A 14,969-nucleotide genomic window follows, 5' to 3' on the forward strand; every position below is an offset into this window, starting at 1 on the left:
ATCTTTTTATTAGTATTTAACAAGGTTTAGGATACCAGAAAACTGACGCGTGCCCTTTTGTTTTTATAGGTCCTTATTAGTAGCGTGCGATTGTAAGAGGCGCTCTTATGAGAAGAACAAACACCTGTGGTGAACTAAGAATTTCCGATCTCGGAAAGAAGGTATGCCTACAGGGTTGGGTCAGGTTTTCCAGGGACCACGGCGGAGTACAATTCATCGATCTCGCCGACAGGTACGGAATAACACAGGTCGTTTTCGACCCTGAGGACCTCCCTGCAGGAACAGATGCGAAGCAGCTTGAAGCGGTTATCAACACCTTCACACGCGAATGCGTCATATCCGTCGACGGAATCGTTAGGAATAGGGTAGAGGGCACAGAGGATGCCAGGAACCCCACGGGAAAGATAGAGGTTCTCATCACCGGAGCGGAGCTGCTCAACACGTGTGCCATCCCTCCATTCGAGATCGGAGATCAGAAAGAGGGAGTTCTCCCCAACGAGGACACCAGACTGAAGTACAGATATCTGGACCTCAGGAGGACCGAGATGATCCAGGCCATGGTGTTCAGGAGCAAGCTCGTACACCTGGCCAGGCAGTATCTCGAGCAGAACGGTTTCCTCGAGATCGAGACTCCCATTCTGGGAAGGTCCACTCCTGAAGGAGCAAGGGATTACATCGTCCCCTCAAGGATACACCCCGGAACGTTCTATGCGCTGCCCCAGTCGCCTCAGCAGTTCAAGCAGATGCTCATGGTCGCTTCCATGGACCGCTACTACCAGGTGGCAAGGTGCTTCCGTGACGAGGATTCCAGGAAGGACCGTCAGCCCGAGTTCACACAGCTGGACCTAGAGATGTCATTCGTGGACATGAAGGACATCCAGGACATGATGGAAGGGCTGATGTCATACATCTGGAAAGGATTGTACAACGAGGAACTCAAGACTCCCTTCCCCCACATCGCATACCGCGATGCGATGGAGAGGTTCGGTTCCGACAAGCCCGATATGAGATACGGACTCGAGTTCGTGAAGCTGACAGAAGTCGTCAAGGACGCTCCCTACAAGATCTTCCAGAACATCTTGGCCAACGGCGGAATCGTCGCAGGTATCAACCTGAAGGCGGACGTCGCCGGCGACAAGGTCGGAAGGAACGATGTCGACCGTTACATCGCATACGCGAAGAAGGTCGGACTGGGAGGACTCACATGGATGAGGTGCGTCAACGGTCAGTTGGAATCCAACATCGTGAAGTACTTCACACCTGAGATCCTGGACAACATCAAGAAGACCATGGGTGCCGAGGAAGGGGACCTAATATTCATCATCGCAGGACCCTGGAAGGCAACATACGAGAGCGGAGGATTCCTCAGGAAGAAGATCGCTGAGGACCTCGGACTAGTCCCCGAGAACGAATTCCAATTCTTCTGGATGGACCAGTGCCCCATGTTCGAGATCGACCCCGTGTCCGGAAAGTATGACGCATTCCACCACCCGTTCGTCCTTCCCGAGAACGATCTGGATGACGATTACGTCGGAGGAGCCTGTTTCGACCTCTGTCTGAACGGAAACGAGCTCGGATCCGGTTCACTCCGTATCCACAACGCCGAGAAACAGATCGAGGTCTTCCACAAGCTCGGTCTGGACGATGAGAGGATCGAGAGGAACTTCGGATACTTCGTCGAGATGCTCAGTTACGGTGCACCTCCCCATGGAGGTATCGCCATCGGTATCGACAGGATATGCGCTATCCTGCTCAACAAGGATTCCATCAGGGACGTCATCGCATTCCCCAAGAACAAGAGGGCAGTGTCCCTCCTGGACGGTTCCCCGTCCAAGGTCGATGACGACAAGCTCGAGGAGCTGCAGATCATCTCCCTCGCAGGAGAGGACCTGGATCTCTCAGAGTACGAAGACACTCCTGAGGAGTGAGAAACATTTCAGGGCCTTCGGGCCCTTTCTTCTGACTTTTTCAATCTGTATCCAGCTGTTATCGAGAGTATAGGCAGTTCGATCAAAGGTGCGATTACAAGCACCAAAAGCAGCAATGTGGATTCAGGGAACGCGGCCACTGCGATCGCCAAAGACAGCGGCGAGTTCCTAGCCATGCTGGTGAATATCAGCGATGTGGTATCGGCGGTATCGAACTTCTGGACTTTGGCGACGGATCCAGCGACTATGTAATTCACCAGGAAGAAAGCGAGTAACGGCATGATCAGCATCAGGAATAGATTCAGGTTGTCCATCAGTTCTTCGCTCTGTGAAGCGAACATCGCCATGATCGCCAGGCAAAGGAAGAATAGCTGGAGATTGTCCCCGTTATTGTTCATGGCATTCCCAAATCTCTCGAACAGGGACAGTCTGGGCATCAGTGCTTTTACGATCACCGCCGCCGTAAGAGGGATTACGAGGACGATGACCATGCTTGTCAGGAGTCCAGGAATATCCATAGATATCTGCGTGTTGAAGAACAGCACAAGATAGACGGGCATCAGGACTATCTGTAATACGAGGTTCAGAGGCAGCAGTGCACTGCTCAGAGGCACATTTCCTTTTGCCGCAGCAGTGAAGACCAGATACCAGTCTGTACAGGGTGTTACGAGCAGCATCAGCAGTCCGATCCTTACGTCAATATCGGTGAAGAGCAGCCCCAAGATTATGGAGAATATAGGGGTCCAGATGAAGTTGATGAGGACGGCGGACAATGTGAAACGTTTGTTGGAGAACGACTTTCCAATGTCACGTATGCTCACGCACATGAACACGGAGAAGAGCATGACCATCAGGAACGGTTCTATGAGCTGCGATGCATCACCGCAGTCGAACAGTAAGCCTGCCACCAGACCGATTATCGCTGCTGAAAGCATGATCAGCGGATGCAGGAATGCGTTGTCCATGGTAATGGAGCGATTCCTGAGATAATAAAGGTGGTCAGTTATATTCTACTACTGACCTTCACTAAGTATGGAAAACAAGAATATCATTGCTATAATCGTCGTGATTCTTGCCATCGAGGTCATTTTGGCAGGTTTAGTGATCCATGTAATGTTAGATGACAGCGGCAGTGGAGATGAGGACGCATTCACGCTGTATATCGGGCTCAATGATTCAGTAACGCATGAGGACTACGACCCTGATGTAGCCGCGGAATGGATCGACGAAATCGTTCTAAAGTATTCGGATGGTCTCACTCGTTATTTGGCAAACGGGGCATACACTTATGATGATGGAACCGTCACTCACGAGAATTCGCTGGTGTACATTCTCGTCGGAGTTTCAATTGACGATATCCATAAGATATGCGACGAGGTAAAGGAGAAACTTCATCAGTCATCCATTCTTATCACGGTGGAAAAGAAGGCCTCAGTGTTTTATTAAAGGGAAAGGGGCCAGCAGCCCCATCCCGTTTCAAAGGAAGGTGACGGTCTCATTCAGTGGTTTCCTGGAAGCATGCATCGGACCGGGCATGCAGTCATCCGCGGGGTATCCGAGGGGGAGAAGGTTGTAGACTGTCTCGTCGTCAGGGAGGTTGAACGCCTCTTTGACCTTCTCGGGGTCGAACCAACCTACCCAGCAGGTACCAAGTCCTAGGGCATGTGCCTGGAGCATCATCTCATCGGTGACGATGGCAGCATCGGTCTCTCCGCGGTTCAGTTTTGAGAAATGGCTGATCCATTCCAGTTCCTTCTTCATTGCGATGATGAGGACGATAGGAGCATCGAAATGCATGCACCATTCTTTGTCAAACTTCTTTCTCTGTTCCGGGGATTTGACCACATATACATGTTGACCTTGCATGTTCTTCGCGGTGGGGGCCAATCTTCCAGCCTCAAGTATCTTCTGAAGCTTCTCATCTTCGACGGGTTTGTTGCTGTATTTCCTGACCGAATATCTGGACTTGATCACGTCTTCGAATTGCATGAGGAGTTATCTGCAGTTCAGGATAAAATGCCATCTTCGTTACTGCAAGAACTGTCAGAATCTGGCTTCGATCAGTTTCTTGGCCGCTTCTACTACCTCTGCCGAGGAGTATTTTCCTCCGGTCTGCCTCATGACGTATCCGATGACCTGGTTGGCAGCTTTGTCGTTCTTCTGGTAATCTGTGACGATCCTAGGGTTCTCATCCAGGAATCCGTTAATCAGTGTCTCCAATCCAGCGGAATCCTCCTGAGCAGCTGCAGCGTCTTGTCCGGTCATGTAGGATTTGATCTCAATGGCGCATTGGGTGTCGGTTATCTTGCCGTCGGCGAAGTCTTTGATGAGCTCTTTCAGTTTACCGAGGTCGGTCACGCCGCGTTCCTCCATAGCACGCCAGTTGGCGCTGATGGGGCCGCCTACCCATTTGATGGCGTTGGGTGTCCCGAATTCCTTGGCGATATCCTCGAATAAGACTGCGAGATCCATAGAGGTGTTAACGAGCTGTTTCGCCATCTTAGGGTCGAGCTTGTACTGCGAGGTTATTCTCAGGATCATGTTCTGAGGACTCTCAGAGATCTTGATGGAATCGGCAAGTTCTTTGATGTGATAGACTCCAAGATCGGGTTCGTCGATGTAGCCGTACTGGTCCTCGAACTCCTTGACCCTCATGCTTATGGTCACATCCCTGTCGGGGTCGTATCTCCTGGTCTCCCTGACGATCTTCTTCTTGGCCTTGATCATGGCGATCTGCCTGACCATCTCCGAGTGGAGCGCCTTCTCGGCGTTCTTTAGACCGCTGACGTTCTTGATCTCCACCCTTTCCGTTCCGACGGAGATGTTGCAGTCGCATTTGACCTCCCATTCAAGGTCGTCGGGGATGTTTAGCAAATGCCTGATGTCACCAATCATCTGGGTAAGGAACTGTCTGGCCTCGGCAGGGGTGGCGATATCGGGTTCTGTGACTATCTCTGCCAGCGGGATTCCCGATCTGTTGTAATCGACGAGGGATGTCAGGTCGGCGGTCCTCTTGGTGCTGCCGGGGTCTTCCTCGATATGGATCCTGGTGATCCTGATGGGCTTCTTCCCATCGAGGTAGTAGACTCCCCTCTCTCCGATGGGGTTGTCGTATTGTGTGATCTGGACGCTCTTGGACATGTCGGGGTAGAAGTATGTCTTCCTTGCGAACCATGTGGTGTCGTTGACCTCGCAGTTGAGCATTTTCGCTATCATGATTCCGTAGATCAGCACCTGCTTGTTGAGGACAGGTCTGGATCCCGGCATCCCCAGGCATGTGGGGCACACATATGTGTTGGGGAATTCGCAGTCTGCTGTGGGGCAGGAGCAGAACATCTTCGATTTGGTTGGGAGCTGCACATGGCATTCCAATCCGATCTTCATATGGACACCTCCGGTCTCTTCAGATCGAACTGCTTCTCCCAGTCCTCCGCTATCGAGAACAGGATGTCCTCGTTCCAGTGGTCGGCCACGAACTGCATCCCGACCGGCATACCTTCCGAATCGTATCCGCAGGGTACGGACAGGTGAGGGGTACCGGCGATGTTTGCGGGAACGGTGAGATAATCTGCTTTGTATGATTCCAGAGCGGACATCTTGGAGATGTCGTCGAATCTGGGTGCGGTGAATGGCATTGTGGGGGCCAACACGGCGTCATGGGTTTCTAGGACCCTCTTGTAATCGTTTATGACGACCTGCCTGACCTCTCTGGCCTTGGCGTAATGCCTTCCTCCGAATCCGGCCATACGTGCGTAGGTTCCCAGCAGGATCCTCCTCTTCGCTTCGTCTCCGAAGTATTTGGAACGGACCTCTGTGAAATAGTCGTCGAATTTCAGGGAGTGGTCGCCTTCCTGGTGGCCGTATCTCATCCCGACATATCTTGCGAGGTTGGTGGATGCTTCGGATGTGGCCAGGATGTAGTAGGCGGGCATGGCGTATTTCAGCGAGGGCATGTCCACATAGTCCACATCGATTCCTATGCTCTTCAGTGCTTCAAGGGCATCCTTGAAGATCGATTCGACCTCTTTGGACAATCCCTCGATGCCTTCTTTGGGCACGGCGACGGATTTCATCTTTCTGTAATCGGTCTTGAAATCTGGCTGGGCCATAGATGTCGGATCCCTTTCGTCCTTGCCGGCGATGATCTGCATGTACTTCTTGAGGTCAGTGGCCTTCTGGGAGAGCACACCTATCTTGTCCAATGAGTTACCGTAGTCGATCAGTCCGTGTCTGGATACGCGTCCGTAGGTGGGTGCGATTCCGTAGACTCCGCAGAATGATGCGGGGCAGCAGATGGAACCTCCCGTGGAGACTCCGAGGGACATATGGTCCTCGATGACCGATGCCGCGCAGGCGGAACCTCCGGACGATCCTCCGCAGGCCCTGTTCAGGTCATAGGGGTTCCTCGGAATCTCGAATCCCGAGTTGGTGGAGAATGTACCAAAACCGAACTCGTCCATGTTGGTCTTTCCGACGAGTTTGCCTCCGGCCTCTCTGAGTTTGGAAATGCATGTAGCATCGAACACCGGGTGGTATCCCTCGAGGATCCTGGATCCGGCGCAGGCCTCCATGTCGTAGGATGTGAGGTTATCTTTTGCTGAGAAGAGGAACTTGGCATCGCCTGCGACGATGTCGTCTGACATGGCGTGGAACATCTGATACTTGGCGTTGATGGCCTTCAGGTCCTTCATGACGCTATCCATGCTCATGACAGCCTGGGCCCCCTTACGTACCTGTCGTATGTGTCCATGTCCTTGAGGAGCTCATCCGCATCGTACTCGACCTTGGGCTCGTCCTCTCTGGTGATATCCTGCACCAGAATAGGATTCACTCCGCGCTCGCTGCACTCGGGTGCCTCGTTGAGCAACTCGAAGTAACTGAGGATGTCCCCGAGATCCTTGCAGTATCTCTCGGCCTCCTCGTCGGTCAGGGCCAAATGGGCGAACTTCGCCACGTCTCTAACGGTCTTCACATCCATAACTAGACCTTCGGCGGTCTATCGGACTTATAATAAAAAACATTACGCGCGTTTTTTTACGAATACGAACCCGTAGAGAGTTATCCTCCCTTCCTTGAAGGAGAATGACTCGCCGAAACTCTCGAAATACTTCTGCAGACCTATTCCGAGCGTGGATACAGAGGGCATGAGCATGTCCGGGAACCTACAGGGTTCGGGGTAGGCGCATTTTCCGCAGTACAGGCAAGGTCCATCCATGAACCCTTGGCATTTTTCGCCGTTGTCCCTGAGCTTCATGACGAATCTCCTGATTCCGCGCTGCATATCTTCTGTGACCTCATGGAGGAGTTCGGCATCATGGTAATCTATCTCGAAGACACGGCTGATGATGACGACGTAGTCCATCTCCCTGTAGAATGCAGGAACGTCCCTTTTCGCACCTGGATTGCAGCCCCAGTTCGTATCGAAGGTGCCGCATTTGTTCTCCTTGCATTTGCTGAACGCGATATCGTAGCTCTCCTGTTCGTATTCAGGGACAGGGGCCTTGATGATCCTGTAGTTCTCGAAATCTTTGAGGCTTGCGACGGACTTCCATGTCTCCATGATGAAAATATCGGCATACTTACCATAAAAAGGGTTCATACGGTTTGTCTTAAGAATTGTTAATAGAAGGTAATGGGCAGAGTTGAGCGATCGTCAACGGACAGCACTTTGGGTTTCAGAAGTTCATATACTGCCTTTTTTCCCGAAAGACCTTTATTATGTGGACGTTTAGAACATCGCATGGCAGCAGCTGCTACACCCGAGAAACAACTCGCCGCAGGAATGAAGGCGATGGAAGAAGGAGACTTCAAGAAGGCATATTCGTCTTTCAAGAAGCTTGTGGTCGAGTTCCCTGACAACGCAGAGTGTTGGTTCTACAAGGCCGAATGCGGGAACTACGCATCAGGAATGTTCGGGGCCAAGGCGGATGTGGACGAGATCATCGATGCTTACAAGAAGGCAATGGAGCTCGATCCCGAGCGCGCAGATTACTATCAGGCATACGGTTTGTTCTGCATCTCCGTACAGAAGTATGATGAGGCTGAGAAGGCATATTGCGAAGCAGCGGAGATCGACGAATCCCTGTCATCGTCTCTCTACTCAGAGTTCGCCATTGAATACTTCAACAACGTCATGGCGCAGTACGGTGAGATCATGGAGGATCCCAAAGCCCGTGCGCCTTATGCGAAGAAGGCACTCCAGTATATGCTGAAGGCATTGGATCTGGATGCCGAAGAAGCCAAATCCCTTCTGTGATTCAAAATCATTCAAAAAATGCGGGGAAATCCCCGCATTTCAATCTTTGCTTTCTGCCGAAAACTGTCCGAGGATCTCGTACAGGAGGTCGTGAAGCAGTTTTCCCTTTTCCGGAGACAGATTTACGCACGATGCCATTCTTCCAGGTACGCTGAGTGCTCTGTCGCGCAGCTCCATTCCTTTTGGAGTGACGGATACTATGAGTGTCCTCTCATCCTCTTTGGAACGGTTGCGTGTAACATAACCCTTGGATTCAAGGTTTTTTAGCATTGGAGAGAGTGTCCCCGAATCGAGGAAGAGTCTGTCCCCCAGGCTGTTGACCGACGACGATCCCTGCTCCCAAAGAACCATCATCGCGATGTATTGGGTGTAGGTAATATCAAGTTCGTCTAGCATCGGACGGTAACGCCTGACGATCTCCTTTGCACAGGCGTACAGCGGGAAGCAGACCTGGTTCTCCAGTTTCAGGCAGGCGTATGGATCCTCGGTCATGGTTCAGAGCAACCCTTTGATGTCTTTCTCGATCTTCTCGGGAGTCTCGGTGGGACCGTAGCGGTCGACTACATTTCCTTCGCGGTCGACGAGGAACTTGGTGAAATTCCACTTGATCTTCTTACCGAGCATGCTGCCCTTCTGAGATTTCAGGTAGGTGTACAGAGGTGCTTCATTGTCTCCGTTGACCTCAATCTTCGAGAACTGGCGGAAGGTAGTGTTGTATTTCATCTGGCAGAATTCGACGATCTCTTCATCGGATCCCGGTGCCTGGTTGCCGAACTGGTTGCAGGGGAAGTCGAGGATCTCGAATCCATCCTTCTGATAGGTGTCGTACAGTTTCTGGAGTCCTTCGTACTGAGGGGTGAAACCGCATCCGGTAGCGGTGTTGACTATGAGCAGTACTTTTCCCTTGTATTCGGAGAGGCTGACGTCCTCTCCTTTCGCGTCTTTCATCGTGTAGTCGTATATTCCCGTAATACCACCTTAATTTGATACAATTATATTGTATACAATTTAATTATTTAAACCTAATGAAATGGAGAAAAACCGAAGAAGAAGAGGTTTGGAAAGGGATTTGATGTGTGATCAGTAGTATGGAGGCTGCTGCTGGTAGGGGTCCTGCTGCATGTTTGCGGGGACGCGGATTCCCATCCAGGTGAACAGGCTGCATTGGAACATGGTAACGTGCTGAACGTTGGATCTCACATATTTGTTCATCACCAGGGATGCGGCGACACCGAGTACGATTGCTGCAACTCCCAGTACGATGATCAGGATGAAGTTTCCATTGTCCACATACGGGGCCAGTCCCTTGTTGATCATCGGTAGTGCTGCCGTGAGGATCGTACACACTCCGGATACGACCGAGAACATTGGTATGAATATGCTAACCACTCCGATGCCGATCGAGAGGATACCAAAAATCAGGATGAACAGTCCGTTCTTATCCCCGATTCCGAAAGAGATGAGTGTCTGCAGCGAGTCTGTGTCTGGATTGTTGATCAGTCCGATTGCGCAGATTGCTACAACCGTCATAACGAATGCACCTATCGACATCACCATTCCTACGAAACGGAGATTCTTGTTGTTGTTGGGTGCTCCGTAAAGGTAGGTCATAGGCAGTTTCTGCCCGGGCTGGTTAGGATAGGGTGCCGCCCCGTAAGGCTGTTGGCCATACATGGGTTGCTGATATTGCTGGGGAGGAGCCTGTTGGTAAGGCTGATATTGCTGCTGGTACGGGTCTTGTGGTTGTGCAGACTGGTAAGGCTGTTGTTGATATGGCTGTTGCATTGGAGCCTGCTGATACGGTTGCTGTTGCTGGTAAGGCTGTTGGTCGTATGTAGGCTGCTGATACGGTTGCTGTTGCTGCTGGACAGGGGGTGCCTGACTGTAATAATTCGCATTGGGGTCGTATGCTCCGATGCGTTCCACCTCGTTGTTAACGGTTGGGTTGTTTCCCATCTGAGGTTCTACAGGTGCAGGCGGCAGTTCAGCCCCGCAGTTGAAACAGAAACGATTTCCTGCCGGATTGTCTGATCCGCAATTACCGCAGAATGTCATTATGAATCCTCTGATTCCCCCATTATTAACGCGTTATAATAATTATTGGGAATCGTGATTTCCGTGATCTGCAGATGATTCAGTTCGATACGGTATTATCTTTTTCCACAGAGAGGATGATGACACGGTCCCCGTCCTCGATGCAGTACAGATTGTACCTGCCTACGCTGTACATCAGATAATCCTGGAGGTCCCCATGGAGCCTTGTCGCGAAGGAAACGGGGTTGCAGCATCCCTGCAGATGTGAGACGATCCATCCCATGATGTCGGTCACATCCTCCTTCGTTAGGTTATCTAGCTGACCTTTCGCTCTTTTGGATATGTGGACATCACAGATCATAGCCGTTCATCACCTCCTCCAGAGTGTATGTGGTCTGATCGTTCGCGAAGACGTTGTAAGCATTGTCGGCTGATTTCCTGGCGAATTCCATCCTGAGTTTTTCCATGGCCGCCTTCTTCATGAAATCTTCGACGGTCGTTTTGTTGAACTGTGCGTAAGCGGATAGGAGTGCCGATTCATGTTTGGAAATGTGAACGGTGAATGCCTCAGTATCTTCTTTGGGTTTCTCTGTTTGAGGAGCGGGTGTCTCCTGGGGCTTTTCGACAAAGTTAGCAGACTGATAGCTCTGAATCGGAGAGGGCTGTGCAGGCTGGTATGGTTGCTGATATCCCTGCGGTTGCTGCTGGACTGGAGGTTCTTGGCGGTACACATACTGTGCGGGCGCCTGATTCTGGTAATTAGGCTGAACCTGATTGGGTCCAGGATAGTATTGGCCTCCCTGTGCCCCGTTCTGGGGGTAGTATGCGTTCCCCGGCGCCTGGTTGTATATGTCGAGTTCTGCTCCGCATCTTTGGCAGAAGCGGTTGCCAGGCATGTTGTCCAAACCACAGTTCCTACAGTATGACATGTTACCAGTCTCTCCGACCTTAAGGCAGGATATAAACCTTGTTAGGATTCGTTTCACAAAAATGCAAACATTTTCATTCGAAATTGAAAAAAAAGATGGTAGCGAGGAGTCGATTTGAACGACCGGTCTCCGGGTTATGAGCCCGACGGGATATCCTGGCTACCCCACCTCGCTATAACCAACTCTAAGTAAGTGTATTATAAAACGTTTTTGTGAGTCCAATTTCTAAAAGGTATGCGCGTTCCGAATGCATCACACAGGGATCTGTCTGTCCATCTGGATTGTGGATTCCGTTATGTTCTCCATTGTTTCGAAATAATCTATGAAAGCCTGGAGCGAATCCCCGCAGACGGTATATTCGAGACCGATGAACGTGTTGTTCCCATCTCCGCCCGTTGCTATGAAGTCGGTGGTCACCAAGGAGAATTTGTCATCGTCTCCTACGGTTTTTCCTTTCACTTCAATGGAAACGACGCGGGATCCCGGCTCTTTCGTTGCATCGTATTTCACGGTCATCCCTGAAATTTGTATGAAGCCGCCGAACACCTCTCCTAGATGGCTGTAGGAGAACTCCATAAGGTTTCTGAGGTCCTTTCCTGTGACCTCCAGCAGCCAAAGTGTATTCAGGAACGGGTTGACATCATAGGCATCATGGACTATGACGTCCCCCGGTTCTATGCTGATGCGGATCGCTCCACCGTTTATTATCCCGATGTCCGCACCACTGGCTAAGCGGAGAGTATCCGCAACCAGGTCGCCCAGATTTGTCTCCTTGGTCCTGACGTCTCCACGTTCTCCGTTAAGGAATATGTCGGTGTGGCCGATCTTACCCTTGAGGATCTCTTCGATCTTATCCTTTTCAATCTCAATCGCATCATCGACGACCTTGACATCGATCTTCTCTCCCCTGTACAGCTCGGCGGTTATCTCGCCGCTGGTTACCGTGACCATCCCGACATATGTGTTATTGCATCCTGTGCTAGCTATCGTGGTGTCGCTCGGGATGAGATCGATGCTGCCGTCGCAGACCTTGCCATATTCCATTTCCGTATGGCTGTGGCCATCGATGAAGAGGTCGATACCGTCAACTCTGCTGCATATTTCATCGGAATTCACCGTGGAGCTTCTATCTACACCGATATGCCCGAGGGCAACGATGAAATCCACATCCATATCGTTGAGAATGTCGATCATGCGTTCGGATGCCTCGAACGGATCGGTGACCACACTGTCCCCCATGCATCCTGCTTTGACATCTCTCTCGGTATCAGGCGTCAGAAGTCCGAAGAACCCGACCCTCTTACCGTTCTTCTCCAACACTATGTACTCGGGGAAGATGCTCTCGCCGCTGGACTTGTAAATCAGATTTGAGCAGATGATGGGGTAGTTCAGGTTGGATAGGTCCTCGAGCATGACATCGATCGAGTAGTCGAATTCATGGTTGCCCGGTATGCCCACATCGTATCCGACGGTATTCATGACATTAATCGATGATTCCCCCAGGGACAGTGTTCCGTAGGCACTGCCCTGTATGAAGTCGCCAGCATCAACCAGGAATACGGTCTTGCCTTCAGCCTCGTTAGAGTCTTTGAGCGCTTTGACGGTCGAGAATCCGACACCGCCCTCGTTACCATAATGGCAGTGGGTGTCGTTCGTGTGAATGATCATGAAATCGTCTGAATCGGATCCTTCTCCGTTATAGGCGATGAAAGAAGCGAAAAGTACGGCGATTACGCACACGGTCACAATAAGGGCGATTCTGGAATTCTTCATCGGTTTGTAATGATGTTAAGCGTTTAAAAGAATGGGCGAGGGCATGAGCCCTCTGGAAAGTGATTTCAGAAGAATTTCTTCAGGAACATGAGGTCGTCGATCTTTCCTTTGATTTGGATCTTCTTCATGACGAACGCCCTCATGGGCCTGAGGGTCCCGTCGATGAGTGCCTGAAGGTTCTCAGGTGTGGTGATGAGGGTGATGTCTGCTTCCTGAAGGAGCACAGGTGTGAAGTCGTAGATCTGTGCGTTCTTCAGCTTCATGGAGTACGCTTCGCTGCCCAGGTCGATGTTGATGGTCTTCACTAGAGGTTCGATCTCCTTCTTGACATTGGGATCCTTCTCCATCTTTCTGTGGAACTTGTCAATCATCTCTTGGATTTGCGGTTGCATCGTCATTTGTTTCTCACCAATCATCGAGTCTTGTGTTTTTCCTTTTCGCCAGTGAATCCCTGACCGGTTCCCAGGAGGTTCTCACATGAGGAGGGGCCTTCCCGTTCTTCTTTATCCAATCATAGATGAAATTCATAGTCTTGGAATCGCTGGGATAGCCGCTTCCGATATCCTCTCCGAATTCCTTCCTTATTTCTTCCATCATGCGGTCTCTCGTTACTTTTGCTACGATGGACGCTGCCGATACTATGGGGTATGTGTCATCGGCTTTATGCTTTGCTATTATTTCCACATCTTTTCCGACCTTTGCATATAGGCGATCGGTAAAAGAGGATTCGTTGATATCTGGGCAGTCGGCGAGAATCTGGACTGTATCCCATTTAGATACACCTTCGGCGAACATGTTGAGCTCTATCTCGTTAAGTGAGATGCTCTTTCTCTGTTCGTCTATCTCCTCGGAGGAAACGATGACGGTGCACCAATGGTCCGCAACAGAAATGATCTCATCGTACATCCTCTCGCGCGTCTTCGGCGTGAGCTTCTTGGAGTCCTTCACGCCTATGTTCTTCAGTTCCTTATCCGATTCAACGTAAACGACGCCTACGACGAGCGGGCCCATCACTGAACCCCTTCCAGCTTCGTCTACTCCGCAGAACATAGTATTCCAACCGAATCGGTTGTAGGCACACATAGTTTTAAAGTAGTTCGGTATTGGAAGGTCTGATGACGCTCAAATGTGATCTTCAGTACGGCAAAGGGGATGCTGAGTACAAGCTTACCCGTGTTGGAGTCAAAGGTGTACGCAAACCCATCCTCGTCCAGAGGGAGGGAATTAACGGTACGCTCAACCATATCCTGAACTGCAGCATCGACATCTATGTCGACTTGCCCGGGGACCAGAAAGGCTCCCATATGTCAAGGAACGTAGAGGTACTGAACGAGATCGTGGAGGAGTCCGTCAAGAAACCCATCACGGCCATCGAGGATGTGGCCGCAGACATCTGCAGGAAGCTCATGGTCCACCACGAGTATGCGAAAGAGGGTGAGGTTCACATCGAGGCAGAATACTTCCGTGCATCCAAGACGCCTCTTGGGAAGGATACATTCGAGTCGTATACGCTCCTGTCAGGAGGACATATCGAGCGTGACGGGGAGATCACGAAGATGGTCGGAGTCGAGGTCATAGGGATGACCGCATGTCCCTGCGGACAGCAGACGGTCACCGAGATGCTGGAGATTCAGAGCGAGCATCCTGTTATGACTCACAACCAGAGGAATGTGGTCACTCTGATGGTTTATCTGCCCGAGGACAGGTCTGTGGAAGCCAACGATCTGATCGACCTTGTGGAAGCATCCTTCTCGTCGCCAACATACGAGCTTCTGAAGAGGCCGGACGAGGGACAGGTCATCATCAATGCACACTCCAACACGAAGTTCGTGGAGGACGTCGTCAGAGCCGTTCTGGACAACTTCGTCAAGAAATATCCTGACCTTCCGGATGATGTGTTTGTAGACGTCATCAGCGATTCAGAGGAATCCATCCACAAGCACGACGCATTCGCAGAGAGGGAAGCGACACTTGGCGAGCTCCGTCAGGAGAACCAGTGAGCATCTCTCAAAAACTGATTATTGATATAATTATAAAATGGGAGGGGGG

At 51.0% G+C, this 14,969-nt stretch carries 18 protein-coding genes and 1 tRNA gene; 4 read left to right on the plus strand and 15 right to left on the minus strand.

Going from position 1 to position 14,969, the window contains the following annotated elements; genetic code table 11:
• Positions 1-107: 107 nt before the first annotated feature.
• A complete protein-coding gene (gene aspS, locus E7Z62_04435; protein ID MBE6522359.1) occupies positions 108-1,928 on the plus strand; it encodes an aspartate--tRNA ligase in 1,821 nt (606 codons plus the stop codon).
• An 8-nt stretch (positions 1,929-1,936) separates the two neighbouring features.
• On the opposite strand, the gene E7Z62_04440 is transcribed toward aspS, so the two are convergent.
• Positions 1,937-2,863, minus strand: a complete 927-nt coding sequence (locus E7Z62_04440; protein ID MBE6522360.1) for an arsenic resistance protein — start codon at positions 2,861-2,863, stop codon at positions 1,937-1,939.
• Positions 2,864-2,960: 97 nt separating this feature from the next.
• Here E7Z62_04440 and E7Z62_04445 point away from each other — a divergent pair, with 97 nt between their 5' ends.
• A complete protein-coding gene (locus E7Z62_04445; GenBank protein MBE6522361.1) occupies positions 2,961-3,374 on the plus strand; it encodes a DUF3574 domain-containing protein in 414 nt (137 codons plus the stop codon).
• Positions 3,375-3,404: 30 nt separating this feature from the next.
• On the opposite strand, the gene E7Z62_04450 is transcribed toward E7Z62_04445, so the two are convergent.
• Genes E7Z62_04450 through E7Z62_04470 form a run of 5 tightly spaced genes read right to left on the minus strand, consistent with a single transcriptional unit; the run spans position 3,405 to position 7,527 of the window.
• Entirely contained in the window at positions 3,405-3,917 is a 513-nt protein-coding gene (locus tag E7Z62_04450) for a nitroreductase (GenBank protein MBE6522362.1), read from the minus strand.
• Between the two features lie 54 nt (positions 3,918-3,971).
• Positions 3,972-5,312, minus strand: a complete 1,341-nt coding sequence (gene gatB / locus E7Z62_04455; protein MBE6522363.1) for an Asp-tRNA(Asn)/Glu-tRNA(Gln) amidotransferase subunit GatB — start codon at positions 5,310-5,312, stop codon at positions 3,972-3,974.
• Complete coding sequence (gene gatA / locus E7Z62_04460) at positions 5,309-6,631, minus strand: Asp-tRNA(Asn)/Glu-tRNA(Gln) amidotransferase subunit GatA (protein MBE6522364.1); 1,323 nt, start codon at positions 6,629-6,631, stop codon at positions 5,309-5,311. The genes gatB and gatA overlap by 4 nt, the downstream gene beginning before the upstream one ends.
• 2 nt (positions 6,632-6,633) lie before the next feature.
• Positions 6,634-6,906: an Asp-tRNA(Asn)/Glu-tRNA(Gln) amidotransferase GatCAB subunit C gene (locus E7Z62_04465; protein MBE6522365.1), complete on the minus strand. Its 273-nt coding sequence runs from the start codon at positions 6,904-6,906 to the stop codon at positions 6,634-6,636.
• Positions 6,907-6,948: 42 nt separating this feature from the next.
• Entirely contained in the window at positions 6,949-7,527 is a 579-nt protein-coding gene (locus E7Z62_04470; protein ID MBE6522366.1) for a hypothetical protein, read from the minus strand.
• Between the two features lie 141 nt (positions 7,528-7,668).
• On the opposite strand from E7Z62_04470, the gene E7Z62_04475 reads away from it, so the two are divergent.
• Entirely contained in the window at positions 7,669-8,184 is a 516-nt protein-coding gene (locus tag E7Z62_04475) for a hypothetical protein (protein ID MBE6522367.1), read from the plus strand.
• A 39-nt stretch (positions 8,185-8,223) separates the two neighbouring features.
• On the opposite strand, the gene E7Z62_04480 is transcribed toward E7Z62_04475, so the two are convergent.
• The 9 genes from E7Z62_04480 to E7Z62_04520 form a co-directional block, all read right to left on the minus strand.
• Positions 8,224-8,676: a MarR family transcriptional regulator gene (locus E7Z62_04480; protein MBE6522368.1), complete on the minus strand. Its 453-nt coding sequence runs from the start codon at positions 8,674-8,676 to the stop codon at positions 8,224-8,226.
• 3 nt (positions 8,677-8,679) lie between these two features.
• Complete coding sequence (locus tag E7Z62_04485; protein MBE6522369.1) at positions 8,680-9,132, minus strand: glutathione peroxidase; 453 nt, start codon at positions 9,130-9,132, stop codon at positions 8,680-8,682.
• Positions 9,133-9,264: 132 nt separating this feature from the next.
• Entirely contained in the window at positions 9,265-10,239 is a 975-nt protein-coding gene (locus tag E7Z62_04490) for a zinc-ribbon domain-containing protein (GenBank protein ID MBE6522370.1), read from the minus strand.
• A 79-nt stretch (positions 10,240-10,318) separates the two neighbouring features.
• The gene (locus E7Z62_04495; protein ID MBE6522371.1) at positions 10,319-10,579 is read right to left on the minus strand and encodes a hypothetical protein; all 261 of its coding nucleotides are present in this window, start codon (positions 10,577-10,579) and stop codon (positions 10,319-10,321) included.
• Positions 10,569-11,147, minus strand: coding sequence for a zinc ribbon domain-containing protein (locus E7Z62_04500; protein ID MBE6522372.1), 579 nt, complete (start codon positions 11,145-11,147; stop codon positions 10,569-10,571). The genes E7Z62_04495 and E7Z62_04500 overlap by 11 nt, the downstream gene beginning before the upstream one ends.
• A gap of 96 nt (positions 11,148-11,243) precedes the next feature.
• Positions 11,244-11,321: transfer RNA gene (locus tag E7Z62_04505), tRNA-Met, on the minus strand.
• A gap of 78 nt (positions 11,322-11,399) precedes the next feature.
• Positions 11,400-12,920, minus strand: coding sequence for a hypothetical protein (locus tag E7Z62_04510; protein ID MBE6522373.1), 1,521 nt, complete (start codon positions 12,918-12,920; stop codon positions 11,400-11,402).
• Between the two features lie 65 nt (positions 12,921-12,985).
• Positions 12,986-13,318 carry an SCP2 sterol-binding domain-containing protein gene (locus tag E7Z62_04515; protein MBE6522374.1) on the minus strand — a complete coding sequence of 111 codons (333 nt, stop codon included), beginning with the start codon at positions 13,316-13,318 and terminating at the stop codon, positions 12,986-12,988.
• Between the two features lie 7 nt (positions 13,319-13,325).
• Positions 13,326-13,970 (minus strand): ribonuclease HII, encoded by a 645-nt coding sequence (locus tag E7Z62_04520; protein ID MBE6522375.1) that lies wholly within the window; start codon positions 13,968-13,970, stop codon positions 13,326-13,328.
• Between the two features lie 65 nt (positions 13,971-14,035).
• Between E7Z62_04520 and E7Z62_04525 the strand changes: the two genes are divergently transcribed.
• The gene (locus E7Z62_04525; protein MBE6522376.1) at positions 14,036-14,920 is read left to right on the plus strand and encodes a GTP cyclohydrolase I FolE2; all 885 of its coding nucleotides are present in this window, start codon (positions 14,036-14,038) and stop codon (positions 14,918-14,920) included.
• Positions 14,921-14,969 lie beyond the last annotated feature (49 nt).

The sequence above is a fragment of the Thermoplasmata archaeon genome (assembly GCA_015063285.1).
Taxonomy (GTDB): domain Archaea; phylum Thermoplasmatota; class Thermoplasmata; order Methanomassiliicoccales; family Methanomethylophilaceae; genus Methanoprimaticola.

What these genes read in the sequence shown, in the direction of transcription:
- aspS (MBE6522359.1), top strand. Translation starts at nt 108, where the DNA reads ATGAGAAGAACAAACACCTGTGGTGAACTAAGAATTTCCGATCTCGGA.
- E7Z62_04440 (MBE6522360.1), bottom strand. Translation starts at nt 2,863, where the DNA reads ATGCTTTCAGCAGCGATAATCGGTCTGGTGGCAGGCTTACTGTTCGAC.
- E7Z62_04445 (MBE6522361.1), top strand. Translation starts at nt 2,961, where the DNA reads ATGGAAAACAAGAATATCATTGCTATAATCGTCGTGATTCTTGCCATC.
- E7Z62_04450 (MBE6522362.1), bottom strand. Translation starts at nt 3,917, where the DNA reads ATGCAATTCGAAGACGTGATCAAGTCCAGATATTCGGTCAGGAAATAC.
- gatB (MBE6522363.1), bottom strand. Translation starts at nt 5,312, where the DNA reads ATGAAGATCGGATTGGAATGCCATGTGCAGCTCCCAACCAAATCGAAG.
- gatA (MBE6522364.1), bottom strand. Translation starts at nt 6,631, where the DNA reads ATGGATAGCGTCATGAAGGACCTGAAGGCCATCAACGCCAAGTATCAG.
- E7Z62_04465 (MBE6522365.1), bottom strand. Translation starts at nt 6,906, where the DNA reads ATGGATGTGAAGACCGTTAGAGACGTGGCGAAGTTCGCCCATTTGGCC.
- E7Z62_04470 (MBE6522366.1), bottom strand. Translation starts at nt 7,527, where the DNA reads ATGAACCCTTTTTATGGTAAGTATGCCGATATTTTCATCATGGAGACA.
- E7Z62_04475 (MBE6522367.1), top strand. Translation starts at nt 7,669, where the DNA reads ATGGCAGCAGCTGCTACACCCGAGAAACAACTCGCCGCAGGAATGAAG.
- E7Z62_04480 (MBE6522368.1), bottom strand. Translation starts at nt 8,676, where the DNA reads ATGACCGAGGATCCATACGCCTGCCTGAAACTGGAGAACCAGGTCTGC.
- E7Z62_04485 (MBE6522369.1), bottom strand. Translation starts at nt 9,132, where the DNA reads ATGAAAGACGCGAAAGGAGAGGACGTCAGCCTCTCCGAATACAAGGGA.
- E7Z62_04490 (MBE6522370.1), bottom strand. Translation starts at nt 10,239, where the DNA reads ATGACATTCTGCGGTAATTGCGGATCAGACAATCCGGCAGGAAATCGT.
- E7Z62_04495 (MBE6522371.1), bottom strand. Translation starts at nt 10,579, where the DNA reads ATGATCTGTGATGTCCACATATCCAAAAGAGCGAAAGGTCAGCTAGAT.
- E7Z62_04500 (MBE6522372.1), bottom strand. Translation starts at nt 11,147, where the DNA reads ATGTCATACTGTAGGAACTGTGGTTTGGACAACATGCCTGGCAACCGC.
- E7Z62_04510 (MBE6522373.1), bottom strand. Translation starts at nt 12,920, where the DNA reads ATGAAGAATTCCAGAATCGCCCTTATTGTGACCGTGTGCGTAATCGCC.
- E7Z62_04515 (MBE6522374.1), bottom strand. Translation starts at nt 13,318, where the DNA reads ATGACGATGCAACCGCAAATCCAAGAGATGATTGACAAGTTCCACAGA.
- E7Z62_04520 (MBE6522375.1), bottom strand. Translation starts at nt 13,970, where the DNA reads ATGTTCTGCGGAGTAGACGAAGCTGGAAGGGGTTCAGTGATGGGCCCG.
- E7Z62_04525 (MBE6522376.1), top strand. Translation starts at nt 14,036, where the DNA reads ATGACGCTCAAATGTGATCTTCAGTACGGCAAAGGGGATGCTGAGTAC.